The sequence below is a fragment of the Brachybacterium nesterenkovii genome (assembly GCF_900163655.1).
Classification (GTDB): Bacteria; Actinomycetota; Actinomycetes; order Actinomycetales; family Dermabacteraceae; genus Brachybacterium; species Brachybacterium nesterenkovii.
In genome coordinates, this window is sequence record NZ_FWFG01000068.1 from 32745 (window position 1) to 59013 (window position 26269).

22 protein-coding genes are annotated in these 26269 nt (G+C 73.3%); 6 read left to right on the forward strand and 16 right to left on the reverse strand.

The genetic code is table 11. The features are described from left to right. Positions 1-49: 49 nt before the first annotated feature. Both FM110_RS07810 and FM110_RS07815 read right to left on the reverse strand, forming a co-directional pair. Complete coding sequence (locus FM110_RS07810) at positions 50-820, reverse strand: hypothetical protein (protein WP_087104210.1); 771 nt, start codon at positions 818-820, stop codon at positions 50-52. Continuing rightward, on the reverse strand, positions 817-1692 hold the full coding sequence (locus FM110_RS07815) for a hypothetical protein (protein ID WP_087104211.1): 876 nt from the start codon (positions 1690-1692) through the stop codon (positions 817-819). Before FM110_RS07815 ends, FM110_RS07810 begins: the two co-directional genes overlap by 4 nt. Before the next feature lie 187 nt (positions 1693-1879). Between FM110_RS07815 and thiD the strand changes: the two genes are divergently transcribed. Then, on the forward strand, positions 1880-2779 hold the full coding sequence (gene thiD / locus FM110_RS07820) for a bifunctional hydroxymethylpyrimidine kinase/phosphomethylpyrimidine kinase (RefSeq protein WP_087104212.1): 900 nt from the start codon (positions 1880-1882) through the stop codon (positions 2777-2779). Positions 2780-2791: 12 nt separating this feature from the next. On the opposite strand, the gene FM110_RS07825 is transcribed toward thiD, so the two are convergent. Then, entirely contained in the window at positions 2792-4003 is a 1212-nt protein-coding gene (locus FM110_RS07825; RefSeq protein WP_087104213.1) for a glycoside hydrolase family 3 N-terminal domain-containing protein, read from the reverse strand. 63 nt (positions 4004-4066) lie between these two features. Between FM110_RS07825 and FM110_RS07830 the strand changes: the two genes are divergently transcribed. From FM110_RS07830 to FM110_RS07845, 4 genes are read left to right on the forward strand one after another with little or no spacing between them, the layout of a single operon-like run. Then, a complete protein-coding gene (locus FM110_RS07830; protein ID WP_234992057.1) occupies positions 4067-4699 on the forward strand; it encodes a hypothetical protein in 633 nt (210 codons plus the stop codon). Continuing rightward, positions 4696-6918 (forward strand): prolyl oligopeptidase family serine peptidase, encoded by a 2223-nt coding sequence (locus FM110_RS07835; RefSeq protein WP_087104214.1) that lies wholly within the window; start codon positions 4696-4698, stop codon positions 6916-6918. The genes FM110_RS07830 and FM110_RS07835 overlap by 4 nt, the downstream gene beginning before the upstream one ends. Next, entirely contained in the window at positions 6915-7574 is a 660-nt protein-coding gene (locus tag FM110_RS07840; RefSeq protein ID WP_200810195.1) for a DinB family protein, read from the forward strand. The genes FM110_RS07835 and FM110_RS07840 overlap by 4 nt, the downstream gene beginning before the upstream one ends. Then, positions 7571-8983: an alpha/beta fold hydrolase gene (locus FM110_RS07845; protein WP_087104215.1), complete on the forward strand. Its 1413-nt coding sequence runs from the start codon at positions 7571-7573 to the stop codon at positions 8981-8983. Before FM110_RS07840 ends, FM110_RS07845 begins: the two co-directional genes overlap by 4 nt. Positions 8984-8996: 13 nt before the next feature. Here the strand turns inward: FM110_RS07845 and FM110_RS07850 are convergent, their stop codons facing one another. The 5 genes from FM110_RS07850 to yedE form a co-directional block, all read right to left on the reverse strand. Continuing rightward, positions 8997-10418, reverse strand: coding sequence for a DUF2079 domain-containing protein (locus FM110_RS07850; RefSeq protein ID WP_234992058.1), 1422 nt, complete (start codon positions 10416-10418; stop codon positions 8997-8999). Positions 10419-10483: 65 nt separating this feature from the next. Continuing rightward, positions 10484-11350: a DUF3349 domain-containing protein gene (locus FM110_RS14280; protein ID WP_200810196.1), complete on the reverse strand. Its 867-nt coding sequence runs from the start codon at positions 11348-11350 to the stop codon at positions 10484-10486. A 143-nt stretch (positions 11351-11493) separates the two neighbouring features. After that, positions 11494-12189, reverse strand: coding sequence for a peptide-methionine (S)-S-oxide reductase MsrA (gene msrA, locus FM110_RS07865; RefSeq protein ID WP_087104325.1), 696 nt, complete (start codon positions 12187-12189; stop codon positions 11494-11496). A gap of 124 nt (positions 12190-12313) precedes the next feature. Continuing rightward, positions 12314-12757, reverse strand: a complete 444-nt coding sequence (yedF, locus tag FM110_RS07870; protein ID WP_087104216.1) for a sulfurtransferase-like selenium metabolism protein YedF — start codon at positions 12755-12757, stop codon at positions 12314-12316. Next, positions 12754-14067 (reverse strand): selenium metabolism membrane protein YedE/FdhT, encoded by a 1314-nt coding sequence (gene yedE, locus FM110_RS07875; protein WP_159458012.1) that lies wholly within the window; start codon positions 14065-14067, stop codon positions 12754-12756. Before yedE ends, yedF begins: the two co-directional genes overlap by 4 nt. Positions 14068-14997: 930 nt before the next feature. Here yedE and FM110_RS07880 point away from each other — a divergent pair. After that, the gene (locus tag FM110_RS07880) at positions 14998-16614 is read left to right on the forward strand and encodes an HNH endonuclease signature motif containing protein (protein ID WP_159458013.1); all 1617 of its coding nucleotides are present in this window, start codon (positions 14998-15000) and stop codon (positions 16612-16614) included. A gap of 145 nt (positions 16615-16759) precedes the next feature. Here FM110_RS07880 and FM110_RS13800 read toward each other — a convergent pair whose 3' ends face one another. The 8 genes from FM110_RS13800 to FM110_RS07920 all read right to left on the reverse strand — a co-directional run bounded on the left by FM110_RS13800 (position 16760) and on the right by FM110_RS07920 (position 26246). Further along, entirely contained in the window at positions 16760-18202 is a 1443-nt protein-coding gene (locus FM110_RS13800) for a THUMP-like domain-containing protein (protein ID WP_143276326.1), read from the reverse strand. A 218-nt stretch (positions 18203-18420) separates the two neighbouring features. Further along, on the reverse strand, positions 18421-19641 hold the full coding sequence (locus FM110_RS07890; protein WP_159458014.1) for a sialidase family protein: 1221 nt from the start codon (positions 19639-19641) through the stop codon (positions 18421-18423). 75 nt (positions 19642-19716) lie between these two features. Continuing rightward, positions 19717-20400 (reverse strand): N-acetylmannosamine-6-phosphate 2-epimerase, encoded by a 684-nt coding sequence (locus FM110_RS07895; protein WP_087104220.1) that lies wholly within the window; start codon positions 20398-20400, stop codon positions 19717-19719. A 101-nt stretch (positions 20401-20501) separates the two neighbouring features. Continuing rightward, positions 20502-21476 carry an ROK family protein gene (locus FM110_RS07900; RefSeq protein WP_087104221.1) on the reverse strand — a complete coding sequence of 325 codons (975 nt, stop codon included), beginning with the start codon at positions 21474-21476 and terminating at the stop codon, positions 20502-20504. A gap of 1 nt (position 21477) precedes the next feature. Beyond that, positions 21478-22422: a dihydrodipicolinate synthase family protein gene (locus FM110_RS07905; protein ID WP_087104222.1), complete on the reverse strand. Its 945-nt coding sequence runs from the start codon at positions 22420-22422 to the stop codon at positions 21478-21480. Between the two features lie 50 nt (positions 22423-22472). After that, on the reverse strand, positions 22473-23285 hold the full coding sequence (locus FM110_RS07910) for an ABC transporter ATP-binding protein (protein WP_087104223.1): 813 nt from the start codon (positions 23283-23285) through the stop codon (positions 22473-22475). Next, the gene (locus FM110_RS07915) at positions 23282-25279 is read right to left on the reverse strand and encodes a dipeptide/oligopeptide/nickel ABC transporter permease/ATP-binding protein (RefSeq protein ID WP_087104224.1); all 1998 of its coding nucleotides are present in this window, start codon (positions 25277-25279) and stop codon (positions 23282-23284) included. Before FM110_RS07915 ends, FM110_RS07910 begins: the two co-directional genes overlap by 4 nt. Before the next feature lies 1 nt (position 25280). Then, entirely contained in the window at positions 25281-26246 is a 966-nt protein-coding gene (locus tag FM110_RS07920; protein ID WP_087104225.1) for an ABC transporter permease, read from the reverse strand. Positions 26247-26269 lie beyond the last annotated feature (23 nt).

Genomic DNA, 26269 nt, shown 5'->3' on the forward strand with positions numbered 1-26269 from the left:
GCAGGCGGCGCTCAGGGGTGCGGGCGGCGCCCACGGCTTACGGGGGCGCTCAGACCACGACGAGGGTCTGGATCGCGGCGTCCCGCTTCGCCTGCAGGTCCGTGTTCTCCCGGGGGATGTCGGAGAAGAACAGGACCGGGCCGTCGGGGGCGTCCAGGACGATGGCGGTCAGGATCGTGCCCGAGGTCTTCGTGAGCTTGTGCTGGTCGAAGACCAGCACGGCGTCGGTGCGGTGCCCTGACAGGCCGCCGATCTCGACGGCCTCGGTGGTCCTGGACTCGACATGGCGCTTGGAGACCATCGAGTCCCACGGACCCGAGGACCCGGCGAAGCAGTCGACCACGCGCTGGGCCGCCTTCTCGGTGCCCGGGAACTCATAGCCCGGCTGCCAGACGACGCCGCCAACGGCCATGAGCGCCACCCAGTTCTCGTCGACGGGCGTCGTGATCACCGAGACGTCGTCCAGGGCCGGCACGTACGGCAGGGACGTCTGGTGCTGCCAGTCGATGCCCTGGGGGACCGCCATCTGCAGCCCGCCGCCGGCGATGCGCCCGCTCGGGTCGACCGAGGTGCGCTTCTCCTCCGCGTTGTACCAGCAGAACTCCGCCTCCCCGGTCGGGGTGATCGCCGGGTCCGGGGTCGGCACCGGATCGGTCGCGGGCACGGTGGTGTCGATGCTCGTGGCCGACGCCGTCGGCGGATCACCGCCGCCCGCGCCCCCGCGGAGCACGAGGAAGGCGACCGTGCCGCCGATGATGAGGGCGAACACGGCCGCGAAGGCGACGGCTCCGGCCAGCAGGATCTTCGTGCGGCTGCTCATGAAACGACCTCCAGGCTCGCGATGATGTCCTGCAGCTCCTGGACATGATCGGGGTGATCGGCGGCGACGTCGGAGACCAGGGCGCTGGGCCCGTTCGGCGTCTCCACGACGATGGACGTGACGATCGACTGGTCGGTCGTCGTCAGCTCGGGGCGGTCGAAGTGGTAGGTGGCCTGGACGATCCACGCGGGCGTGCCGTCGACCGTCGTCGCCTCGGTGCGGTAGTCCGTGACCACGGGGGTCTCGCCGAAGTACTCGATGAGGCCCGAGGAGGTGGCGTAGCACTGGAAGATCGTGATCGCGGCCTGCTCGCTGCCGGGGTAGGCGCCCTCGCTCTCGGGCCAGACCACGCGGCCCACGCTCACGACCGAGTACCAGGAGTCCTCGACGTTGCGGGCGTAGCCGGAGACGTCCTCCATGTAGGAGAGGTTGCCGTTGCCCCAGGGGAAGCCCCAGGTGCTCGGGAGCGTGTACTGCAGGCCGCCGCCGCGGACCTTGCCGGGCGGCTGCTGGCTGACGGAGGCCTGCGGCAGCACGCTGCAGCTGGCGCTGGGCGCCTGCGTGAAGATCGGCGGCGGCGGCGCCAGGTCGGGATCGTCCGGGTCGGGCACGTACTCCTTCTGCCCGGTCGCGGTGCCCGAGGGCGGGGCCGCCCAGTCCGTGTCGTCCCCCGGCTGCTTGAAGAGGGTCTGGCTCAGCACCAGGGCGACGACGGCGATGATCGCGACGCTCGCGCCGATCACGGTGAGGATCAGGGCCTTCGAGCGGGAGCGGGCGGCCTCGTCGGGCGGGCTGAGGGTCGGCGCCCCGGGCACGGGCTCGGCGAAGTCCGGCAGCGCACCGTCGTCGTGCGGATCATCGGCCAGCGTCATCGTCCCCTCCTTCCGGTCCCCACGCAGATTGTTCCACAGCGCACCTGCGTCCACAGAGCCCCGGGCGGACGGGGCTGGGGGCTCGGGAGCCGCGGCCTGGGAGACGCGGCGGCGCCGACGGGGCACAATCGCGGGGAGGGCCGCGACGGCGAGCGTCGGGTCCCGCCGCCGACTGGAGGAGACCCCGATGCGACCGCCCACAGCCCTCTCGATCGCCGCGACCGACCCGAGCGGGGCCGATGGCCTCTCCGCGGACCTCAAGACGTTCACCGCCCTGGGCGTCTACGGCGCCGCGGCCGTCACCGCGCTGATGCTCCCGGACGACGACGGGGACGTGCGGCCGCGGACGCTCGGCGCGGACCTGGTGCGCGGCCAGGTCGAGGCGGTCCTCGACGAGGTCGAGATCGACGCGACGCGGATCGGCCTGCTGCCGACGGCCGCCGCGGCCGAGACGGTCGCGGACCTCGTCGAGACCCGTGCCGACGAGCTGGGCCGGATCGTCCTGGACGTCGTGATGGTGAACGAGGAGCAGACCGTGCTCGTGACCGCCGAGGCCGCGGCGGCGCTGCGCACCCGCCTCCTGCCGTGCGCCCATGTGCTCGTGGCCGGACCCCTCGAGGCGGCGCAGCTGCTCGGGGAGGTGGTCGCCCGCGACGAGTTCGCCCTGCGCGACCAGGCCGAGCGCCTGCGCGCCCTGGGCCCGGCGGCCGTGGTGCTGCGCGGCGAGCTCGGCGACGTCGAGGCCGACGATGCCGAGGACGCGGACGACGAACCCGAGACGCACGTGGTCATCGCGCACCCCGGGGGAGCCGATGCCCTGCAGGCCGACGGCGGCATCGAGCTGGGGCTGCGGGGGACCGCGGCGACGCTGTCCGCGGCCATCGCGGCGCAATACGCCCGCATCGCCCAGTTCGATCGCGAGGGCGAGCTCGGGGAGATCGGCCGCCGCGGCGCGACGGACGACGACCTCACCGTCATCGGCTCCGCGCAGGAGTTCCTGGCGAGCGCCGTCGACAACGCCGAGGAGTGGGAGGTGTTCCACGGCGGCGCCGGCCCCGTGAACCACCTCATCACCCTCGCGGAATGACGGCGGGCGAGGTCAGGGCAGCAGGTCCTGCCCGGCCTTGACGTCGAGCAGGCGGGCGACCGACTCGCGCACGCGCTCGGCGTTGGCGGGCGAGGCCGCGGCCCAGTCGGCGATCGCCGCGGCGAGCTCGGGCCCCAGCGAGGGATCGGCGGTGAGCACCACGTCCCCACCGGCCTTGAGGAAGCGGGTCGCGCGCTCGCCGACGGGCACGTCGCTCACCGCGGCGGCCGCGCCGATGTCGTCGGTCATCGCCAGGCCCGCGAAGCCGAGGCGCCCGCGCAGCAGGTCGGTGACGACGGCGCGCGAGAACATCGCGGGGGAGTCCGGGTCGATCGCCGGGTACGTGGCGCTCGCGAGCATGACCCCGACGGCCCCGGCATCGACGCCGCGCGTGAACGTCGCCAGGGCAGGGTCCTCCGGGTGCGTGGAATCGTCGGTGATCCCGTCGGCGGAGAAGTCGGTGTTCTCGCGGATGCGGCCCAGTCCGGGGAAGTGCTTGACGACGGCGGCGACGCGGTGCTCGGCCAGCCCCGTGACGGCGGCCTCGACGCAGGCGCCGACCGCCTCGGGATCGGTGCCGAAGCCGCGCTCGACCTTCCCGACGGGGGCGTTGTCGCGTCCGAGCTCCGGATCGACGACATCGGCGACGGGCGCGAGGGCCATCGCGAAGCCGAGGTCGGCGAGGTCCGCGCCGATCGTCGCGTAGGCGGCGCGCACGGCCTCGGGGCCCTCGGCGCCGAGGTCCGCGGCCGACGCCGTCTTCTCGGCGGCGTCGCCCCGCAGCACCCGCACCTGCCCGCCCTCCTGGTCGACCGAGGCGAGCGGCGCGATCCCCACGGCCGCCGCGGCCGTCGCCCGGGCGTCGTCCAGGACGGAGCGGACGTCCTCGGCGCTCTCCCAGCGGCCCAGCAGGAACAGCCCGCCGCAGCCGGTCTCCTCGAAGGACGCGTGATCGGGCCGCGTGCCCGCGGGCACGCCGATCCACACGAGCTGGCCGGCGAGCTGCGCGGGGGAGAGGGCGTCGAGCAGGGCGGCATGGCGCTCGGCGGCGGGAGGGACGGGCGTCGCGGTGGACTCCTGCGCACCGCTCGCGCCCTCGGACGCCCCGCCGCCGGAGCCGCCGGCATCGGACGGCGCCGACCCCGATCCGCCCGCCGAGCACCCTGCCAGCACGGGCACGGCAGCGGCGGCGGGCAGGGCGCTGAGCACGGTTCGGCGTCGCATGCGGCCAGTCTGGCACGGCGGTCGCCCCGCTGCTCCGTCGCCCCCGGCCGCTAGGGTGGCGCCATGGCGTCACCGTCGAAGTCCGCGTCCAGTGATCCTGTGCCTCCCAGTGATCCCGCGCCGTCCGTCGCAGCCCCGACGCCCTCGGGGCCCGCGCCCGCGGGTCCGCCGCCCGCCCGCGCCGCCGCGATCGAGGCGTGGACCGGCACGACGTTCGAGCGCTGGGTCGAGATCCTCGATGCGGCAGGCGCCCGCACCATGGAGCACCGCGCGATCGCGCGCCGGCTAGGCGATGAGCACGGCGTCGAGCCCTGGTGGGCGCAGGGCGTGACGGTCGCCTACGAGCAGCGGATCGGTCGCCGCGTCGAGGGCCAGAGCTGCGCGGGGACGTTCACCGCGAACATCTCGCGCACGCTTCCGGGCGCGCCCGAGGAGGTCCTGGAGCGCTGGGAGGCCTTCATCGCTCCGCGCCTGGCGGGACTGGGGCTCGAGAACCCCCGGACCTCGCGGACCGAGCGCTGGCTGTACTGGCGCGCCGGCGGCATCGACGGCACCCGGGTGGCCGGCACCCTGCAGGTCAAGGGCGATGACCGCACCGTGCTCGCGATCGGACACGAGAAGCTGGCCGACGCCGATGACCGCGCCGCGCGCAAGGCGGCCTGGACGCAGACCATGAAGGAGTTCACGGCCCCATGACCGCGCAGACCACCCCCGCGCCGGAAGCGCCCGACGACCAGCCCGCTGCGGGTGACCTCCCCGCCGCTGATGGCGTGCCCGGCACCGACGGCCTGCCCGCCCCCGACGGCTCCGCCGACCCGTGGCTGTGGCTCGAGGACGTCGACGGCGAGCGCGCGCTGGACTGGGTGCGCGAGCGCACCGCCCGCGCCGAGGAGGAGCTGGACGCGGACGGCCTGTCGGCCGTGCTCGAGCGCGAGATCCTCGAGATCCTCGACGCCCCCGACCGCATCCCCGGCGTCACGGCGCGCGGCGCGCACCTGTACAACGTGTGGACCGACGCCGAGCACGAGCGCGGCCTGTGGCGCCGCACCACGCTGGACTCCTTCCGCACGGACGATCCCGCCTGGGAGGTGCTGCTGGACGTCGACGCCCTGAACGAGGCCGAGGGCGAGGACTGGGTGTGGCACGGCGCGCGCCTGCTGCGGCCCGCGGAGGGCGAGCCGTACCGGCGGGCGCTCGTGAGCCTGTCCCACGGCGGCTCCGACGCGGACACGACCCGCGAGTTCGACCTGGAGACCCGTGCGTTCGTCCCGGAGTCCGAGGGCGGCTTCGTGCGGCCCGCGGCCAAGGGGTCGATGTCGTGGATCGACGAGGACACCGTGTGGGTGGCCACGGACCTGGGCGAGGGGACGATGACCACGTCGGGCTACCCGCGCCAGGTGCGGCGCTGGCGCCGCGGCCAGGCGCTCGCCGACGCGGAGCTGGTGTTCGAGGCCGATGCGACCGACATGGTCGCGGCGGGCGTCCACGACGCGACGCCGGGCTGGGAGCGCGACTGGATCGTGCGGGCCCGCGCCTTCTACGATGACGACCTGATCCTGGTGCGGGAGGACGGCGAGCTGGTGACGGTCGAGGCCCCGCGCGACTGCGAGGTGGGCGCCCACCGCGACCTCGTGACGTTCCTGCCCCGCAGCGACTGGAGCGTCGGCGACGACGTCTTCCCCGCCGGGTCCCTCGTCGTCGGCGACCTCGAGCAGCACCTCGCGGGCACGGGCCGCCTGACGATGCTGTTCGAGCCGACGCCCTCGACCTCGCTCGCGGGTCTCACGATCACCCAGAACCTGCTGGTGCTGACGATCCTCGAGGACGTCGTGCACCGCCTCGAGGTGCACCGCCGCGACAGCGACGGCCGCTGGATCAGCGAGGACCTGTTCCCGCAGCTCACGGGCTCGATCGGCGTCGCGGCCGTCGACGCGGACGCATCCGATGAGGTGTGGCTGAGCACCACCGACTTCCTGCGCCCGGCGGCCCTGCAGCTGGCGGACCTGGCCCCGATCGCCCGCGGCGAGGCGCCGGGCGAGCCCGAGACGCTGAAGTCGGCCCCCGAGCGCTTCGACGCGAGCGGCCTCGTGGCCACCCAGCACTTCGCGACCTCCGCCGACGGCACGAGCATCCCCTATTTCCTCGTCGGCCCCGAGGAGCCGACCGCGCCGGGGGAGCAGCCGACGCTGCTGTACGGCTACGGCGGCTTCGAGATCTCGATGACCCCCGGATACCTGGGGGCGACCGGCAAGGCCTGGCTGGAGCGCGGCGGCACCTACGCGGTCGCGTGCATCCGCGGAGGCGGCGAGTACGGCCCCGCCTGGCATCAGGCGGCGCTCACCGAGAACCGTCACCGCGCCTACGAGGACTTCGAGGCCGTCGCGGCCGACCTCATCGAGCGGGGCGTCACCTCGCCCTCCCATCTGGCGGTGCGCGGCGGCTCGAACGGCGGCCTGCTGACGGGGAACATGCTGGTGCGCAGCCCCGAGCTGTTCGGCGCGATCGTGATCCAGGTGCCGCTGCTGGACATGAAGCGCTACTCCCACCTGCTCGCCGGCGCGAGCTGGATGGCCGAGTACGGGGACCCCGACACCGACGACTGGGACTTCCTCCGCTCCTTCAGCCCGTACCACCTGCTCGATCCCGACGCCGAGTACCCGCCGACCTTCCTGCTGACCTCCACACGGGACGACCGCGTGCACCCCGGCCACGCCCGCAAGATGACCGCGGCGCTGGAGTCCCTGGGCGCGGACGTGCGGCTGTGGGAGAACATCGAGGGCGGACACGGCGGCGCGGCCAGCAACCAGCAGGCCGCCCGCATGAGCGCCCTCGTCCACGCGTTCCTGTGGCGGACGATCGGCGCCGATGCCGCGGTCGCACGCGACGTGCAGGACTCGCCGGGGGAGGCGCCGTGACCCCGACCCACCGCGCCGACGGCGCGGCTGCCGACGGCGCGACTTCCGCCGACGACGGCGCCTTCGACGACTTCATGGACCGCATGGCCGCCGAGCAGGCCGCCGCCGCACCGCCGGAGCCGGAGACGGTCGAGGAGGATCCGCGCGACGACCGGCCGGACCCGCCGCTCCTGGGCGGCGAGATGGAGACGCTCGGCGGCTTCCTCGACTTCCTGCGCGCGACCGTCCACCACAAGTGCGCGGGGCTGACCGACGAGCAGGCCGCGGAGTCCCCGCTCGGCTCCCTCACGAGCCCGATCGGCCTGGTCCGCCACCTCGCGGACGTCGAGCGCTACTGGTTCGGGGCCGTGATCGGCGCCGTCCCGTCCGAGGAGGTCGGCTACCGCTGGAGCGCAGGTCCGGGCGCGGGGGAGGACGGCGCCGAGTTCCGGCTCGAGCGCGGGGCGTCGCTGGACGCGGCGCTCGAGGACTACGCCGCCGCCTGCGCGTCCTCGCGGGCGATCCTCGCCGGTCGGGAGGGCGATGACGAGGCCCGCGGCGCGCGTGAGAGGCGCAGCGTCCGCTGGGTGCTGATCCATATGGTGGAGGAGACGGGGCGCCACCTGGGGCATCTCGATGCCGTGACCGAGCTGATCGACGGAAGGACCGGGGAATGAGCCAGGCCGACGCGACCCGCCGTGCGAACGACGCCGACGACGCCGCGACGCTCGAGCCGCGGGGCGTGCGCCCGCCGCTCGTGGACATCGCCGACCGCCGCGGCCAGGACGAGCTGCTGCAGATCCGCAACGACCTCATGACCGTCTACCGGCCCGTGAGCGCCGACGACCCGCGGCTGTTCCCCCTCCGCTACGCGCGGGCGGGGGCCGGGCGCGACGGCAGGCGCAGCGGCCTGCCGCCCATCGTGATCCTCCCCGACGGCCCCGAGCTCGCCTCCGTGCTGCCCTACGACGTGCTGCGCCGCATGATGACCATGCGCGGGCTGGACGTGATCATGGTCGAGCACCGCGGGGTGGGCCTGTCCCGCCTGGACGCGGAGGGTCGCGACCTGCCCGCGGACGCCATGCGCCTGGCGGAAGTGGTCGGTGACGTCCTGGCCGTCCTCAACCGCTCGGGCGTGGAGCGCGCGGTGCTGTACGGCGTCGGGTACGGCGCCGCCCTCGCTCAGATCCTCGCCGCCGAGCATCCCGAGCGCGTGCACTCCCTCGTGCTCGATTCCCCGCTGACCTCCGCCGACGACGAGGCGGTGGGCCAGCGCCGCTTCCGCGAGCTGTACTGGGAGGGCGCTGACCCGCAGACGGCGTCGATCGCCTCGGTGCTGCGGGGCCTCGTCGAGGACGGCGTGCTCGACGGCCCGAGTGCGGGACCGGTCCTGGCGGCCGTCCACGAGTACGGCGGCCCGGATGCCGTCGGCGACCTCGTCGATCTGCTCGCCCAGGGCCGCGGCGCCCTCACCTGGCGCTCGATCCGCGAGGTGCTCACGCGCGAGTGGCTGCAGTCCACGCCCTACGTCTTCGAGAACGACCTGGTGGCGCGCATCGCCCGCACCGAGCTGGGGATGGGCTCGCACGCCGACGGGGGAGACCTCGACCCGCTCGCGCTGCTGGCCGAGCAGGTGGCGGACGCGGCGCCGTTCGCGGGGGAGCCGTTCGACCTGCACGCCCTGAGCCGCCGGATCACCGCGCCGACGCTCGTGCTCGCCGGGGCCGAGGATCTGGTGTCGCCGCCGGAGATCGCCCGGGACCTCGCCGGGCGCATCCCCGGTGCGCATCTGCTGGAGCTGCCGGGGCTGGGCCACTCCATCCTCGATGCGCACCCGAACGTCGCGATCGTCGCCGCCTGGTGGTCGGCCGCGGGCTGCGCGGATCAGCTCGCGGGCCGGGAGCGGGAGCTCGCGGCGATCCCGCGGGCCTCGCTGAACCGGGCGCTCGGGCACACCCTGCGCATCGCCCTGCTCGCCGAGCGGATCTCGCCGTGGAAGCTGCGCCTGGAGTCGGCGCGGATGCGGCGCGAGGGCGCCGGGGAGAACGCGACGGGCCGCCGGGCGCGCCGCGCCAGCGCGCTGTGAGGGAGGGATTCCGCTACCGGCACGCGACCGCGAAGCCCCCGTCGGCGAAGGTCTCGGTGAACGTGCCCGGTGCCTGGCCGTAGTGCTCGTCGGCCCAGGCCGCCGTCGACGTCGGCGGGGCCGTGCCCCAGGAGAACGCGTACTGGTCGGTCAGCACGCACTGCGGGACGCGGCGGTTGGGGCCGTGGGTCCACTGGACGTCGTGGTCTGTCACCAGCGGCGACATCAGCGTGATGTCGGTGGCGACGGTCGCGCCGTCCGGCACGGCCTCCATCGCGGCCCGCGCGGGCTCGGCGCGCCACGTCGGCTCCCAGCTGGCCGGCCGCACGAGATCGGCCAGCGGCATCGACCCGGCCAGCATCGCCGTCACGCCGAGGCTCGCGATGACCGCGACCGCCCGGTTCCAGGGACGCAGGCGCGGGGCGACGTCCAGCAGGGACGCGAGCGCGATCGGCATCAGCACGGCGTTGTAGTGCCAGTACCAGTCCCAGTAGAACTCGACGGTGCCGGTGAAGCGCCACGCGAGCGTGGGCAGCATGAGCGCCATGAGCGGGGAGCGCAGGCCGACGCAGCCCGCCAGCAGGATCAGCATCACCACCGTCTGCCACTTGTCGAGAGGGACGAAGACCTCCCACAGCGAGCCGAGGTTGTCGGTGTAGTCGTACTGCCCGGCCGTGTTCAGCAGCGGCAGGATCACGAACATCGACAGCACGAACCAGCCGCCGCCCCACAGGGCCAGCCCGATGCCCTCGAGCCGGTGCGCGCGGCCGCGCAGGGCGATGACAAGGCCGAGCATGAGCACCGTGAGGCCCAGGTCCTCCTTCACGAACACCAGCAGGCCACCCCAGATGCAGGCGGACAGCACCCTCCCGCGCAGCAGGCGCGTGAGCGACATCGCCAGGATCGGGACGCCGAAGGCGATCTCGTGGAACTGCACGTCCTGGGCGCTCTGCAGGCCGAAGGAGAAGGCGTAGGCGATGCCCGCGAGGGTGCCGGTCACGGTGCCCAGGCGCTCGATCGCAAGGCGGGCGAGGGGGATCGCGGAGACGCCGAACAGCGCGGCCTGGGTCCACAGCAGGGCCAGGCCCGAGGGCCAGATCGCCCAGATCGGCCCCAGGAGCACGAGGATCGGGTGGAAGTGGTCTCCCAGCAGGTTCACGTCGTCGCCCTTGATGGGGACGATCGGCGCCTCGAGCCGGGAGTACGCCTTCGCGAGCTCGGAGAAGATGCCCGGGTCCCAGCTGGGGGCCTGCAATGTGCGCCACTGCAGCGTCGACAGCGTCCCGTAGGCGGCGGTCGCGGCGACGGCGATCAGGACGGGGATGATCCAGGAGACGGCGCTGCGAGGGGTGCCGTCAGCGGTGTCGTCGCGGTCGGCGCGAGCGATGTCTGCTGCGGTGTCGTCGCGGGCGGCGACAGGGCGGGGCTCGGGCACCCGCCGAGCCTATCGGGCCGGGGCGAGCCCGTGATCGTGCGCCCTTGCTCTCAGCTCTCGCGCTCTCAGTTCTCGCGACGGTCCGATGCGAGCGGCCAGCCGCGCGCCGCGAGCCGTGCGGCGACCCGCTCGAGCTCGTGCGGCGTCGCGCCGTCGTGGGTGACCTCGTCGATGAGGGCCTCGGCGGCGGATGCCGCGACCGGCTGCCCGTCGGCCTCGCGCTCGAGGCGCCGGGCGATCTGCTCGGCCTCCTCGTCCGTGAGGCGGCGGCGCAGCAGGGCCATGATCGGCACCCGATCGGTCGCGGGCACGCCCTCGGGGAAGCCGACGTCGAACCAGTCGGAGATGCGCTGGACCAGCCCGGGAGCGGGGTTCTCCGCCGGGCCGGCGCCTGCTGCGCCAGCGGTGCCGGTGACGATTCCGTCTGCACCGTCGTCGCCGTCAGCGTCCGCTGTGCTCGATGCGGCCCCTGCGCGCGATGTGCCCACCGCGCTCGGTGCATCCGCCGCGGCCCCTGTGCTCGATGCATCTGGCGCGGCCACCGTGCTCGATGCATCCGGTACGGCCTCCGCGTCCTCGACGCTGCGGCCGAAGGCGCCCGCCGCGGCAGGGCTGCGCTCGCCGAGCCGCGGGGCGTCGGGGTCCCCGAGGGGCCAGCCTGCGGCGGCGAGGCGCGCGGCCACGTCGCGGACGTCGGACTGGTTGGGCGGCGCCTGCTTGACCTGCTCGATCGCCTGGTGGACGTCGCGCTCGTGGATCGGCCCGTCGGTGCTCTCGTCGATGAGCGTGGCGACGATCTCGTCGAGCTCCTCGTCGCTCAGCGTGCGCGCGAGCAGCGCGAGCAGGGGATAGAAGTCCTTGGGCGGGACCCCCTCGGGGTAGCCCTTATGGAGCCAGCCGAGGACCGGGGCCAGGGGATTGCTCGTCGGCATGTCAGCGACCTCTCGAACGGGCGGGCAGGGGAAGGGTGGGGCGTCCAGGATGCCGCGCGCCCGTCGCATCATCGCGGCGGCGCGTCACCTGTTCACCGATTGTCCACCCGGGGAGGGGCCGAAGGAGCCGGGCGAGGCGGACGTCACCCCATCGAGCACGCCACCCCGTTGAACCCGTGGTTGCAGTAGCCGCCCGGGTTCTTGGCGAGGTACTGCTGATGCTCGGCCTCCGCGGTGAAGTACCGGCCGCAGCCCGCTTCGGCCAGCGGCAGGAGCTCCGTCGTGATCGCGCCGCGACCGGCGCCGTCCAGCGCCTCCTGGTAGCGCCGGGCGCTCTCGCGGACGATATCGCCCTGCACGGGGCCGGTCCAGTAGACGGCAGAGCGGTACTCGGTGCCCACGTCGTTGCCCTGGCGCATCGCGGTCGTCGGATCATGCTGGGACCAGAACTGCTCCAGCAGCGCGCGCAGCGTCGCCTCCCCGCCGCGGTAGATCACCCGCACGGCCTCCGCGTGACCGGTCTGCGCGGAGAACACCTCCTCGTACGTGGGGTGGGGCGTCCAGCCGCCCGCGTAGCCCGCCGACGTCGTGTGCACGCCCGGCACCTGCCAGGCGATGCGCTCGATGCCCCAGAAGCAGCCCCCGGCCAGCACGATCTCCTCCGTGTCGGCGGGCCAGGGCATCGGGTCCGTCGGAGCGTCGGGGCCCAGCATGTCCGTGCCCAGCACGGCGTGCTCGCGCGCGAGGGGGTACGGGTAGGCGTCGCGCCCGGGCAGGGCGTCCTCGCGCGCGACCATCTCCTTCTTGTGCCCGTTGATCAGGTCCATGAGTTGCCACATGGGCGTCACGGTAGCGAGGGGGGCTGACAGTCGACGGGGCGGCGCTCGTGCGGTCGGCTCGTCGCTCGACCGGCGCGGGCGCTCGGCTCGACCGGCCTGTGCGCCGGGCCGACCCGTGACGCGATCAGGCGCGTCGCCCGAACAGCCCCCGCAGTCCGCGACGCGGCACGGCGATCGGCGCATCGGAGCCGGCCCCTGCAGCGCCCGCGGAGCCCTGTGTGCCCGTGGAGCACGTCGCGCCCGGAGCATCGGCCCCCGGCGTCGCGCGCTGCGCGGCCCGCTTCCGCGCGGCCTTCGCATCGACGGGCCGCTCGCCCACCTCGATGAGGAAGCTCATGCGGGCGCCCTCGCGGATCGGCTCGCCGATCATCCGGCTGCCGTAGGCGACGGCCTCGTCGGGGATGTTGCGGAAGGACTGCGGGCAGTCGGTCGCGACCTCGAGCAGCGCACCGGGCTCGAGCGCGTCGATCGCCTCGAGCGTGCGGATCACGGGGTACGGGCAGGACTCCCCGCACAGGTCGACCTCGAACTCGGGGGCGGGGCGGGCGGTGTCGTCGGTGGTGCTCATCGTGCTCCTTCGATGCTGATCAGTCGTGCGCGTCGGCGAGTGCGGATCCCTCGCATGGCGAGGGACCAGGCGCCGAGCGCGGCCAGAGAGAGGGCGAGGGCGGGCCAGGGCCCGAACGTCGTCAGGAGGTCGATCTTGGGGGCGCCCGCGACGAGGGTGCGCTGGATGCCCCAGTGGTCCCAGCCGTAGGCCAGGACGGTCGCGCCGACGATGTTGCCGATGAACGCGAGCCACGCGGACGTCTGCCCCTCCGTCGCGCGGTACATCATCCCGGTCTCGCAGGCGCCCGCCATCACGATGCCCAGGCCGAACAGGACGCCGCCGATCACGGTGTGCCAGCCGACGGGCTTGGTCAGCGGTGCGGTGCCGGTGACCTGCAGGACGATGAACGTCGCGACGGTCGCGACCACAAGGCCGAGCACGAGGGCGTCGGCCAGCTTGGTCTTGCCCGTGACCCACAGGTCGCGGAAGGCGGCGGTGAAGCAGATCTGCCCGCGCTGGATGAGCGCGCCGAACGCGGTGCCGAAGACGACGGCGACGGCGAGCATCGGGCGCCCCGTCAGCGCGTAGCCGACGGTCGCGGCGAGCAGCCCCAGGCCGATGATCGCCGCGGTCGCCCGGTGGCGGCGCAGGCGACGGGCCTTGGCCTCGGGCGTCATCGCCGTGCGGGCCACCGCGGGCCGGGGGATCGTCGGCCCCTGCCACCAGCGCAGGCGGATCAGCCGCACGCCCAGCCAGGTGCCGAGCGCGGTCATCGCCGTGAACACCCAGGCGTGCAGGGAGAACTGCGGGATGCCCGTGAACATCGCGGCGAGGTTGCAGCCGAAGGCCATGCGGGCGCCGAAGCCGGCGACGATGCCGCCCACGAACGCCTGGACCAGGCGCCGCCGCAGCTCGGGCACGCGCAGGCGGAAGTCGCCCGCGGCGAGGGCGGCGACGAGGGAGCCGCCGAGCATCGCCACGACGATCCAGCCGTCCGTGCGCGAGAGCGGGTCGCCCTCGAGGTGCACGACGTCCGCGAAGTACGCCCACTGCGGCACGGTCGGGTCGAACAGCTCGACCACGTGCCCGCCCAGGCGCGTGAACTCACCGGTCACGGCCCAGACCGTGCCGGTGATCGCGAAGTAGAGGGCGCTCAGGAGGCCGAGGGCCGCGAACACCGGGCCGGGCGGGAGGCCCACGCGCGAGCGGAACGGCGTGTCCGTGGAGACGTGGGTCGATGAGGCGGATGCGGCTGCGGTGGCCGCGGCGACGTCGGGCGCGGTCGCCACGGGCGCGGCTGCGGCGGTGCTGTCGGGTTCTGGGTGCACGTCTGCTCCTGCTCGACCGGCGCATGAGGCGGGGTCGTTCGTGAGGAGGCGCCGGACGCTCAGTCTATTCGGACCGGGGCGTGCCGTCGGGGTCTGGTCGGTGCTCGGGAAGCGGGGCGGTGCTCGGGACACGAGGGGCGACGCTCGGGACACGGGGCGGCATCGGGGCGCAACGGCGGTGCTCGGGGCAGGGGTGCGGACCTCGGAATGCGGGACTCGCGGCGCTCGGGACACGGGAGTGGCGCTGGCGCCCGACGGCCCCTGCGTGCGGGTTGGTGCTCGGGGCACGGGTGCGGCGCTGGTACCCGACAGCCCCTGCATGTTCGCTGGCGCTCGGGACGCAGTGGTGGCCGCTGTCGCTGGTCATGCACTTCGCGCTCGCTGGCGCTGCGCTCGGCGTGTGCACTGCAAGTGCGTCAGGTGGTCGTCGCGTGACCGTTGCTCGCGTAGCCATCGCTCGCGTGGCCGTTGCTCGTGTGGCTGTTGCTCGCATGATCGTCGCGTGGCCATTGCGGGGATGCCGCGAGCGCCGAGGTCGATATATCCCTGGCTCCCTCGAGGGAAACCGGCGGCCTTTCCTCCACATTCCCAGTTTTCCACACCGGGAATGCCGAGCAGGAGATATGGAACCGGAGGGTGTGCGAGCGCAGTTACGCCGTCTGCCTGCGAGGATGCATGCAGCCGCATTCGCGCTGAGGGCCAGATGAAACCGCGAGGCAAAAGACATTCTGTGGAAAAGTCTGCAGTTCCGTCGCATGGGCTTCGTTCGTCAGTGGGGTCGAATACGGTCAATGCATTGCTGGACGGGAATGGCGGGCGCGGCAGGTGTGTCGGCGCAGGACACAGGAGAGGAGGTGCAGACCGATGATGCTGATGAGGGGTTCAGGAGACGGGGCGACCTCGTCCCTTCCAGGGGAGCTGGAGGACTCCGTGCCGGACACGGTGACCGGCCTGGTCGCCCGTGCCCTTGCGGCCGTGGAGGCCCTGTGCCGGTCGAATCTGCCGTGTCCCGGCCGTGAGCCCGATGCGCCGGGGCAGGCTGATAGCTGTGGTGCCGTCAGCGACGCCGACCGTGGTGCCGTCAGCGACGCCGACCGGATCGACGCCATCGCCGCCCTCGAGCGGATGAAGGGCATGATCGCGGCGGCCCAGGCGCGCCTCGAGGTCGACTTCCGCGACTCCCAGATCGCCGCCCAGCGTGCGGCCGGCGTCCCCCGCGAGGACCTGGGCAGGGGAGTCGCTGATCAGATCGCGCTCGCCCGCCGTATGAGCCCCAAGACCGCCGCCGATCAGCTGGCCCTGCGTCGCGTCGTCGTCGAGACGCTGCCGTGCACCTTCGCCCACCTGGCGGCCGGGCGGATCAGCGAATGGTCGGCGCATGAGGTCGCCAAGGCCGTGATCGTCCTCGACGACGAGGACCGCGCCCGGGTCGATACGGATATCGCCGACCGCCTGCCGGAGGTGACCGCGCAGCGCGCGGGGCGCCTCGCCCGGGCTCGCGCGAACGAGCTCGACCAGCTCGCGGCCCTGCGCCGCAATGAGCGAGCGAAATCGCAGCGGTGCGTCTCGGTGCGACCCGCGGCCGACGGGATGGTGCGTCTGTCCGCCCTGCTGCCCACGCGGGACGGCGTGGGCGTGTACGCGGCCCTGCACCGGGACGCGAAGGCGCTGCGCACCGCGGGTGATCCCCGCAGCATGGGTCAGATCATGGCGGATGCTCTCGTCGCGCGGGCCACCGGTCTCGAGAACCCTGAGCGCATCGGTGTCGAGGTGCAGCTGCTCATGACGGATACGGCCCTGCTCGCCGGTGCCTCCGATGCCGCGAGCATCGACGGCTTCCCGATCCCCGCCGTCGTCGCGCGGCGCATCGCCCTGGGACGCGACACGGCCTGCGGTGACGGAAGCGACGGCAGTGTCCTCGGCGGTGTCGACGGCTCCGCTGCTCGCTGGATCCGCCGTCTCTACACCGACCCGGCGTCCGGACGGCTCACGGGGGCCGAGCCGCGCCGACGGCTCTTCACCGGCGAGGTGCGGCGCTTCATCCGGCTCCGCGACCAGCACTGCCGGGGCCCGTTCTGCGATGCGCCCGTCCGGGACATCGACCACGTCCACCGTCACGCGGACGGCGGCGAGACGAGCGCGGAGAACGGGGCCGGTGTGTGCCAGCGGTGGAACCTGGCCGTCGAGATGCCGGGCTGGAGCACCCGAACGATGCCCGAGCCGGTGCCTCCGGGACAGCCATCGGATGCCGCGGCGTCGCGGTCAGGACCCGACATAGCACCTGGTCAGGCCGATGATCAGGGTGCGCAGACTTCTGTCGGCGCGGGTGCGGAACCCGGCATCGACGACGCACGCCCGCCTGGCCCGCCTGGCACGCATGGCGTCCCGCCCATCCTCGTCGTCACCACCCCGACGGGCCACACCTACACGTCACGGGCGCCTGTCCTCCGGCGCCCGCACCCGATGCGCGGCGAACCGGACGGCGCCGATGACGAGTCTGATGGGAACGCACGCAATGGGGACGGCACCGGAGCCGCGGGCATCTGATCGGGGGAGTCCATCGCCGGTGGAGCTGGGCGCCTGAGGCTGCCTGCGACCGACGCGGCGAGCGCCCCACGCGGCGCGTGCCCGATACAGCGCGCATCCGATGCGGCCAGCACCCAGGGGAAGCGCGCCGAGCCCGCGATGCTCGTCAGGCGCCGAGCTCTCGGTGCGGCGTCGCGACGATCACGGACTGCTCCCCGGCGATGCGGGTGAGGATCAGCGTGGCCGACTCGTCCCCGAACCGCTTCGGGCGCAGACGCCGACGCAGCTCCTCAGGCTCCACCGCGGTGCCGCGCTTCTTGATCTCCAGGCGACCGATGCGATGCTCCCGCAGATAGGACGACAGACGCTTCATCCCGAACGGCATCACGTCCCGCACCGCATATCCGTGCGCGAATGGTGTGGACACCCGCGTGTCGGTGGTGAGGTAGGCGATGGTCGGGTCGATCGTCAGGGCACTGGCACTGGCACTGGCACTGGCACTGGCACTGGCACTGGCACTGGCACTGGCACTGGCACTGGCACTGGCACTGGCGCCGGCACCATTCCCCAACTGCGCCGCGAGCACGCCGAGCAGGCCGGCGCGGATCACGGCGCCGTCGGGCTCGTACAGGTGGTCGCCCAGAGGACCCGTGGGCACGGAAGATCCCTCGGCCGCGTCGCCAACGGCAGCACCTGCTCCGGCGTTCGTCAGCAGATGCGCGCCGTCGACCCCGATCACGAGGGCGCTGCGCGAGACGCCCGGCGTGGCGAGCGGGCCGAACCAGCAGTCGGCCTCGAGCACCTGGCCGTGCCAGGAGATCCACTGCGTCTCCGTGCCCGCGGGCAGGGCGACATGCTCGATGCCGGGACCGAGCTTGACGCCCACAGGACCGAAGCCGCTGGTGGGCTCCGCTCCGCCGTCCGCCCGCTCAGCCAGACGCCGCGCGATCCGCACCACGGTCGACAACGGCGGCGAGTACTCCTCGGGATCGTGCAGACGCCGCGCGGGCCCCCGAACGGTGCGCCGCGCAGGGTCCATCCAGACCCCGTCGACCCGATCGAGGTCGAAGGCCTCCGCGTCCCCGAGCTCCGCCGCCGACCCCGGGAACGCCGACAGATTCATGGTCGCGACGGCCACCGTCACCGGATCCCGGTCCACCGCGATCACGTCGAGCCCCAGCGCCGAGGCCGCCATCGCGTCACCGCCGATGCCGCAGCCGAGGTCGGCGATCGTCGCGACGCCGGCATCGAGGAAGCGCCGCGCGTGCAGCGCCGCGATCGGCAGACGCGTGGCCTGCTCGAGCCCGCGGGGCGTCAGCAGCATCCGGTCCGCGAACTCGCCGAACTTCTCGCGCCCTTTGGCTCGCAGCCGGGACTGGGTGAGCACCGCGGAGACCAGCTCCGGATCGTGCCCCGCCGCCCGCAGCGTCGCCCCGAGCTTCAGGGCATCCGCCTCGACGTACGGGGGCAGGGTCTGCAGCAGATCCCAGCCCTCGGGCACCAGCACGCGCTCGAGACCCGCGGCGAAAGCGGTATCGGCGGGGTCGGTCGACGCAGGGCCGGAGTGCGCAGGGGAGCCGGACGGGGCGGACTGCTGATCCGAGGCCATGGAGGGCTCCTGAGGTCTGGAGGTCGAGTGGGTGGGAAATCGAGAGTGCAGAGGTCGAGAGTGCGGACGGGCACCTCACCGTAGCCGGTGAGGTGCCCGTCCGCCTCCTGGCAGAACTGGTCGTCATACATGCGCACGCCCGCTTCGCAGGCGGTGTCCGCACGTATGACGACCGGTTCTCGCAGCCAGCACCGTGTCCGGCGCGGCATCGAGAAGCGTCAGCGCGACAGGATCCAGTTCATGTCGAGCGACGCGACCATGATCGTCTCGCCCGCCCCCTCGTACGCCAGCGCGTAGGTGCCGCGCCCTGTCGGCACGATCACGGAGTACTGGCAGGCGCCGGGCTGGAACACGCGCTTGCGGATCCAGGTCCGGCCGTCGTCCTCCGAGTACTCGATCGTGCCGTTGACGCGGGCGGAGGGCTGAGCGTCGGCGTGAGAGAACAGCAGGACCTTGGCCTTCGCCGACCCCTGCGGGGCGTCCGGGTACGCGCGCGTGATGTGCGCGTTGTTCCCGGGATCCACGAGATGGGGATCGCGGTGCAGGTCCTCCCACGTCTCGCCCCCGTCGCGGCTGTACGCGATCCAGCGGTGGCCCGTGCGCCTGTTCTCGCGCGAGTTCATCATGAGGGTGCCGTCGGACAGCTCGGCCACCTTGTTCTCGTCCATGCTCTCGCCGACGGGCTGGCCCATCGTCCAGCTCTCGCCGTGGTCGTCGGAGAACACGGAGTACGCCTGGACCAGCTGGCTGCCGTCGTTCTGCCGGAACCATCCGGCGAACTGCTGGACGAGGCGACCGGCATGGGGCCCGTACCGCAGCTGGATCCCCGCGCCCGATGACGCGAACATCGCCCGGCAGCTCTCCGGCTTGACGACCGAGGTGATCAGGCGGGTCGTCCACGTCTGCCCGTCGTCCTCGCTGCACGAGACGGCGGCGGAGATGATGCCGCGGTCCGCGTCGTCATCGCCGTAGCCGCTGTTCCAGACGCCGACGTCCTTGGAGAACACATGGAAGCAGAAGATCATCCCGGTCTTGCGGTCGACCACGTAGGAGGGGTCCGAGTATCCGGTCCTCGCGCCGGTCTCGGTGCCGGCGGCTATGACGGTCGGCTCCTCCCAGGTCGCGCCGCCGTCGCGGGAGCGGCGCTGCCAGATCGAGTTCGGCGCCGGAGCGTCGCCTCCCACCGGGCGCTTGTCGAAGGCGGCGACGAGGTCGCCGCCGGGCGTGACGGCCAGCGCGGGGATGCGGAAGTTCCTCACCCCCTGGTACCCGGCCCAGGCGAGCTCCTGCTCGCGGTAGGTGCCGTGCCGGCGCCCGTGGTCCTTGGGCGGGGGAGCCGCCTGCGCCGCGGGCGCCAGGAGGCCGAGTCCCGTCAGCGCGGCGGTGCCGGTGAGGGCGGCGGTGCCGGTGAGCATTCCTCGTCGGGTCGGTGCGGTCATTTCCATGGGTCGTCTCCTTCGTCGACATGGGTCCGCGCGCCGGGTCGGCGTGCGGGAGGCACGGGCGGTCCCCGCTCAGCTCTCCGTGAGCGCCTCGCGGAACCAGCCGGTGATGGTGGCCGGGTGGGTGATGGCGGTGCCGACGACGACGGCGTGGGCGCCGGTGTCGCGGCAGGAGGCGGCGTGGGAGGGGGTGTGGACGCGGCCTTCGGCGATGAGGGCCGCAGTGTCGGGGAGACGGTCGGCGAGCTCGGCGAGCAGCTCGAGGTCGGGGCCGCTGGTCTTGGGGCGGGCTGGGGTGTAGCCGGCGAGGGTGGTGCCGATGATGTCGATGCCGAGGTCGGCGGCTGCGAGGGCCGCGTCGAGGCTGTCGCAGTCGGCCATGATGGGGCCGTCGAAGCGCTCCCGGACCGCGGTGATGGTCTCGGCCAGGGTGCGGCCGTCGGGGCGAGGGCGGAGCGTTCCGTCGAGGGCGAGGATGTCGGCTCCGGCGTCGATCACGGCGAGGCAGTGGTTGAGGGTGGGGGTGATGAACACGCCCTCGGTGCCGTCCTTCCAGATGCCGATGACGGGGATGGTGACGGCGTCCTTGACGGCGCGGATGTCCTCGAGGCCCTGGGCGCGAACGGCGGAGGCCCCGCCTCGCTGCACGGAGGCGGCGATCTGGGCCATGGTCTCGGGGTGGCGCATGGGCTCGCCGGGGTAGGCCTGGCAGGAGACAATGAGGGTGTCGCGGAGGGACTCGACGATCGGGTGCATGAGGAGCTCCTGAGGTGGTCGGACGGTCGAACGGACCGCGGGGGTCGGAGGGACGACGGTGATGCGGGACGGGGCGCCGGAGCGTGAGGGGTGTGACCTGGTCAGAGGCCGTCGAGGGTCCAGGCGGCCGCCCCGAGCAGGGCGGCATGTGTGCCCGCCGCGGCGGGCAGGAGCGGGGTCGCGGCCACGACGTCCATCGCCTCGGCCGCGATGCCCTCGGCGAGGGCCGACGTCCACGGCTCGCCGACGGCGGCGACCCCGCCCGTGAGCGCGACCGCGTCGACGTCGAGGACGTTCAGCAGACCGCCGAGCATGCGCCCTGTGGCCCGGCCGGCGAGACGGTAGGCCTCGGCGGCCGGGGATCCCGGGGCCCGTGCCGCCCGGGCCGCGAGGTCCGCGCCGCGGGACACGGGAGCGCCGTCCTCGCCGACGGCTCCGAGGCGCGCGGCGAGCGCGAGGATCCCCGGTCCGGAGGCGAGGCCCTCCAGGTGCCCGGTCCGCCCGCAGGTGCAGGCGATGCCGTCGGCCTCGGGCACGGTCACGTGGCCGATATGCCCCGCCGCGCCGTGCGCCCCGGTCACGGGTGCGCCGTCGACGAGGTGGCAGCCGCCGATCCCCGTGCCGATGGCCGCGAGCAGGAGCGAGGAGCGGCCGCGTCCCACGCCGAAGCGTGCCTCGCCGACACCGTGGCCGTGGACATCGTTGAGCACCGACACGGGCACGCCGAAGCGCTCGCGCGCCGGACCTGCGATATCGGTCCCGGCCCAGCCGGGTAGGGCGTCGGTCGCATGGGTGATCGCTCCGCGCACGGTGTCGACGACCCCGGCGCTCGCGATGCCCAGCGCCTCGATGTGCCCGCCGGCCGCCCCCTCGCCCAGGCTGGTATCGGCGGCCTCGGCGCGCACGCAATCGGCGAGATCGAGCGCCCCGGTCAGCACCGCGTCGGAGCCCTCCCGGGCGGGGGTCGGCGCCGTGCGGACGGCGAGTACGCGCGCGTCGTCCGCACCGACGGCGACGAGGGCCGCCGCGGTCTTCGTCCCGCCGATGTCGACGGCGAGCGCGAGGCGGGACGGCATGTCAGGCCTCCAGCAGGGAGGCCTCGGCCAGCACGGCGCGGATGTGCGCGGCATCCTCATCGCCGAGCGCGGCCATCGGCGTGCTCATCGTGTTCGTGGTGAACACGCCCAGCTCCCGCAGCGCGGTCTTGAAGGCGCCCACTCCGGCGGCCGGCCCCACCTTCCCGACGGGCTGGAAGACGATCTCGAACAGCGCCGCGAGGCGGTCCTGCTCGGTGCGCACCGTCTCCCAGTCCTCGGCCATGGCCGCACGGTGCATGCGCACGTACCCGGCGGGCTCGACGTTGGCCAGGCCCGGCACGGAGCCATGGGCCCCGGCCAGGTAGGCGCCGTCGACGACCACCTCGTGGCCCGTCAGCAGCGCCAGGCCGGTGCCGGCGGCGCGGTCCATCGCGACCAGACGGCGGAACGAGACGTCGTCCCCGCTGGAGTCCTTGACGCCGGCGAGCACGCCGTCGGCCCCGAGGTGCACCAGGTGGGCGGGGGAGAGCTTCGTGTGCACGCACACCGGGATGTCGTAGGCCCACAGGGGAGCGGGGGAGGCGGCGGCGAGCGCTCGGAAGTGGGTGTCGATCTCATCGGGTCCGGTGATCGCGTAGAACGGGGCGGTCGCGACGATGCCGGCGGGGGAGAACCGCTCGGCCGTGCGCACGTGCTGGATCGCCCGGGAGGTCTGCATGTCGATCACGCCGATCAGCAGCGGCACCTGGCCCGCGACGATCCCGGTGACGGCCCCGAGCACCCGCTCGCGCATGGCGTCGTCGAAGAACGCGGCCTCGCCGCTCGAGCCGAGCACGAACAGGCCGTCGACACCGGCATCGAGGTGGCGGGCCACCAGACGCTCGAGCGAGGGGATGTCGAGCTCGCCGTCGGCGGTGAGCGGGGTCAGCAGCGGCGGGATGACGCCCGTGGGGGTTCCCTCGCGGACAGCTGCGGTGGCGGTCATGATCTCTTCTTCCGGGTGGGGTGCGGGGTCGTGGTGCGCGGGGCGCCGGGTCACAGCAGGCGGGGCGCGGCGGCCAGGAGGGTGCGGGTGTACTCGTCGTCGGCGCCGCCGAAGATCTGCTCGACGGTCCCGTGCTCGACCACGCGGCCGCGGTTCATCACGATGATCTCGTCGGACACGAAGCGCACCGTTGAGATGTCGTGGGAGATGAACACGAGGCCCAGGCCCAGCTCGCGGCGCAGGTCCATGAGCAGGTTGAGCACCTGCGCGCGGACCGAGACGTCCAGGGCGCTGGTGGGCTCGTCGGCGACGATGATCTCGGGCTCGAGCGTGAGGGCGCGGGCGATCGCGACGCGCTGGCGCTGGCCGCCGGAGATCTGCCGGGGCAGGACGTCGAGGGCCGACTGCGGGAGGCCCACCAGGTGCAGCAGCTCCCGCACCCGGGCCAGGCGTGACTCCTCGGAGCCGATGCCGTGCACGCGCAGCGGGTCCAGCAGGGTCTCGCGCACCGTCAGGCGCGGGTTGAGCGCGGTCGCCGGGTCCTGGAAGACGACCGACACGGTGCGTCCGAGGTCGCGCCGGGCGGCCTTCGAGCGGGAGTGGCGGCTGCCGTGGAACAGCACCTCGCCCTGCGTCACGGGCTGCAGGCCGATCATCACGCGGGCCAGGGTCGACTTGCCCGAGCCGGACTCCCCGACGATGCCCAGGACGCGGCCGCGGTGGACGTCGACGGAGACGCCGTCGACGGCGCGGATGGTGTCCGGGTGCAGCAGGCTGCCGGTGCGCAGGCGGTGCACGACATGGACGTCGCGCAGGGTGATGACGGGCTCGTCACCGGTCGCGGTGGTCGGCTGCGTGCTCATCGGAGGGCTCCTTCCAGAGCGGCGGGGACGTCGCCGGTGCTCGCGACCTCGTGGTCGGCATCGCCGACTCTCAGCAGGCGCAGCGGGGCTGCAGGGTCCGCGTCCGGGTCCTGGGAGCGCGGCGCGAAGCGGTCGCCGACGGCGAACTCCCGAGGGGAGGGGACCGTCCCGGGCACCTGGTGCAGGCGCTCGGCTCCGGCCTCGATCGACAGGACCGAGCCGAGCAGGCCGCGCGTGTACTCGTGGCGCGGGTCGAGTAGCAGCTCGCGGGTGTCGGCGCGCTCGACCACCTGTCCGGCGTACATGACGGTGATGCGGTGGGCCAGCGCCGCCACGAGCGCGAGGTCGTGACTGACGAACACCATCGCAAAGCCGAGCTCGCGGCGCAGCCGGTCGAGCAGCTCCACCACCTGCTTCTGCACGGTCACGTCGAGGGCGGTGGTGGGCTCGTCGGCGATCACCAGCTTGGGGTCGCGGGTGAGGGCCATCGCGATGAGCACGCGCTGGCGCTGACCGCCGGAGAGCTCATGCGGGTAGGAGGCCAGGGTCCGCTGCGGGTCGAGGCCCACCAGCTCGAGGAGCTCCTCGGCGCTGCGGGTGCCCCCGCGCCGGGTCAGCTGCGCCATCTGCGAGCGGATCAGCATCGACGGGTTCAGCGAGCTCAGGGCGTCCTGGTAGATCATCGCGATCTCGTTGCCTCGCAGGGCGTTGAGCTCGCGCGCCGACATGCTCAGCAGGTCCCGCCCGTCCAGCAGCACCTCGCCGCTGATCCGTGCGGTGCGGGGCAGCAGGCCCATGATCGCCAGGGCCGTCACGGACTTGCCGGAGCCGGACTCGCCCACCAGGCCCATGGTCTCGCCGGCGCGGACGGTGAAGGAGACCCCGTCGACGATGTCCACGTCGCCGTGGGCCTCGGGGAAGGCGACGCGCAGGTCGCGGACCTCCAGGACGGCGGGCGCCTCGGCATCGACGAGCTCGCGCGGGGCGCGCTCGGTCTCGGCCCGGCGCAGGTGCGCGAGCGACGTGCGCAGCACCTCGCGCGCCGTCTCATCGTCGGTCGCGCCGAGGACCTCGGCGGGGTGATCGTCCTCGCGCATCGCCTGCTCATCGGCCTCGACATCGGCGCGCGAGCGCACCCGGGGGGAGGCGAAGGCGTCGGTCAGGCCCTCGGAGAGGATGTTCAGGCTGAGCACGGTCAGCAGGATCATCAGGCCCGGGAAGAACGTGGGCCACCAGTACCCGCCCAGCAGCACCTCTTTGCCGCCGGCGAGGATGTTGCCCCAGGAGGGCTCGGGCGGCTGCACGCCGGCGTTGATGAACGAAAGCGAGGCCTCGAAGACGATCGCATCGGCCACCAGCACGGTCGCGAACACCATGATCGGGGCCATGCAGTTGCGCGCCACGTGCTTGAGCAGGATCCACGGCGTGGACGCGCCCATCACCTTGGAGGCGGCCACGTAGTCCTCGCCGAACTGGGCGAGCACGTTGGCGCGGATCACGCGGGAGAGCTGCGGGACGTACAGGAAGCCGATCGCGAAGACGATCACCGGCAGGCTGGTGCCGAACACGGCGATGAACACCGCGGCGAGCGCGATCCCGGGGAACGACATGATCACGTCGAGGACGCGCATGAGGATCTCGGATCCCCACTTCGAGGCGGTCGCGGCGATCGAGCCGAGGACGGCGGCGGCGGCGAGGGCGCCGGCGGTGGCCATCAGGCCGATCAGCAGCGAGGCGCGGGCACCGCGGAGGACGCGGGCCAGGATGTCGCGCCCGTTGGCGTCCGTGCCGAACGGGTGGTCCGCGCTCGGCGGGCCGACAGGGGTGCCGGTGGTGAACGCGTCGTGGGGCACGAGGAAGGGGCCGATGGCGGCGGCCAGCACGAGCAGGGCGAGGAAGGCGATCGCGATGCGCGAGGGCCAGGGGAGAGAGCGGAACCCTCCGAGGCGGCCGCCGCTGGTGGCGCGGAGCCGGGAGCCGAGTGCGGGGCGCATGTCAGATGCTCCTGATCCGGGGGTTGACGAGGACGTAGAGGAGGTCGACGACGATGTTGACGACGATGAAGGCGATCGCCACGGTGAGCGTCACGCCCTGCACGAGGGCGACGTCGTTGCGGGTCACGCCGTCGAGGATCAGCTGGCCCATCGCCTGGATGTTGAAGATGATCTCGATGATCACAGCGCCGCCCATGAGGTAGCCGACGCGCAGTCCGAGCACGGTGATCGGGGTGATCAGGGCGTTGCGCAGCACGTTGCGGGAGACGACGACCGGATAGGGGACGCCCGCTCCGACGGCCGTGCGCACGTAGTCGCGGTCGAGCTCCTCGACCATGGCGGTGCGCACCACGCGGGTGAGCGAGCCGGCGACGGGGACGCCGAGGGCCAGGGCCGGAAGGGCGATGTTGCGCAGGTATGTGCCGGGGTCCTCGAGGAACGGGACCCACGACGTCACGAGCGCGGGGAAGGCGTACCAGCCGCCGGGGACCTCGCCGAGCCACTGGATCAGCAGGATCGCCAGCCAGAACGACGGCGTCGCCAGCGCCGCGATGGACAGCACGCGGATGACCTGGTCGACCCAGCGATCGCGGAACAGGGCCGCGAGGACGCCGAGGACGGCGGCGAGCACGACGGCGATCGCCAGGCCGAGGAAGGTCAGCTGCAGCGTGATGGGGAACGCGCGTGCCACCACCTCCGTCACCGGGGTGTTCCCGCTGGTGGTTCCCAGATCGCCGTGGAGCATCCCGCCCAGGTAGGCGAGGAAACGCATCCAGATCGGGTCGTCGAGCCCGTGGGCGTCGCGGTAGTTCGCGAGGGCCTCGGCCGACGCGGACTCGCCGAGGGCGAGGCGCGCCGGGTCGGCCGGCGAGAACGACATGACGACGAACACGAGCAGGGTGACGCCGAGGATCATCAGCGGCAGCGCGACGAGACGCCGGCCGATGAGGCGGATCAGCTGGGACACGGGATGCTCCTGGGGGAGACGAA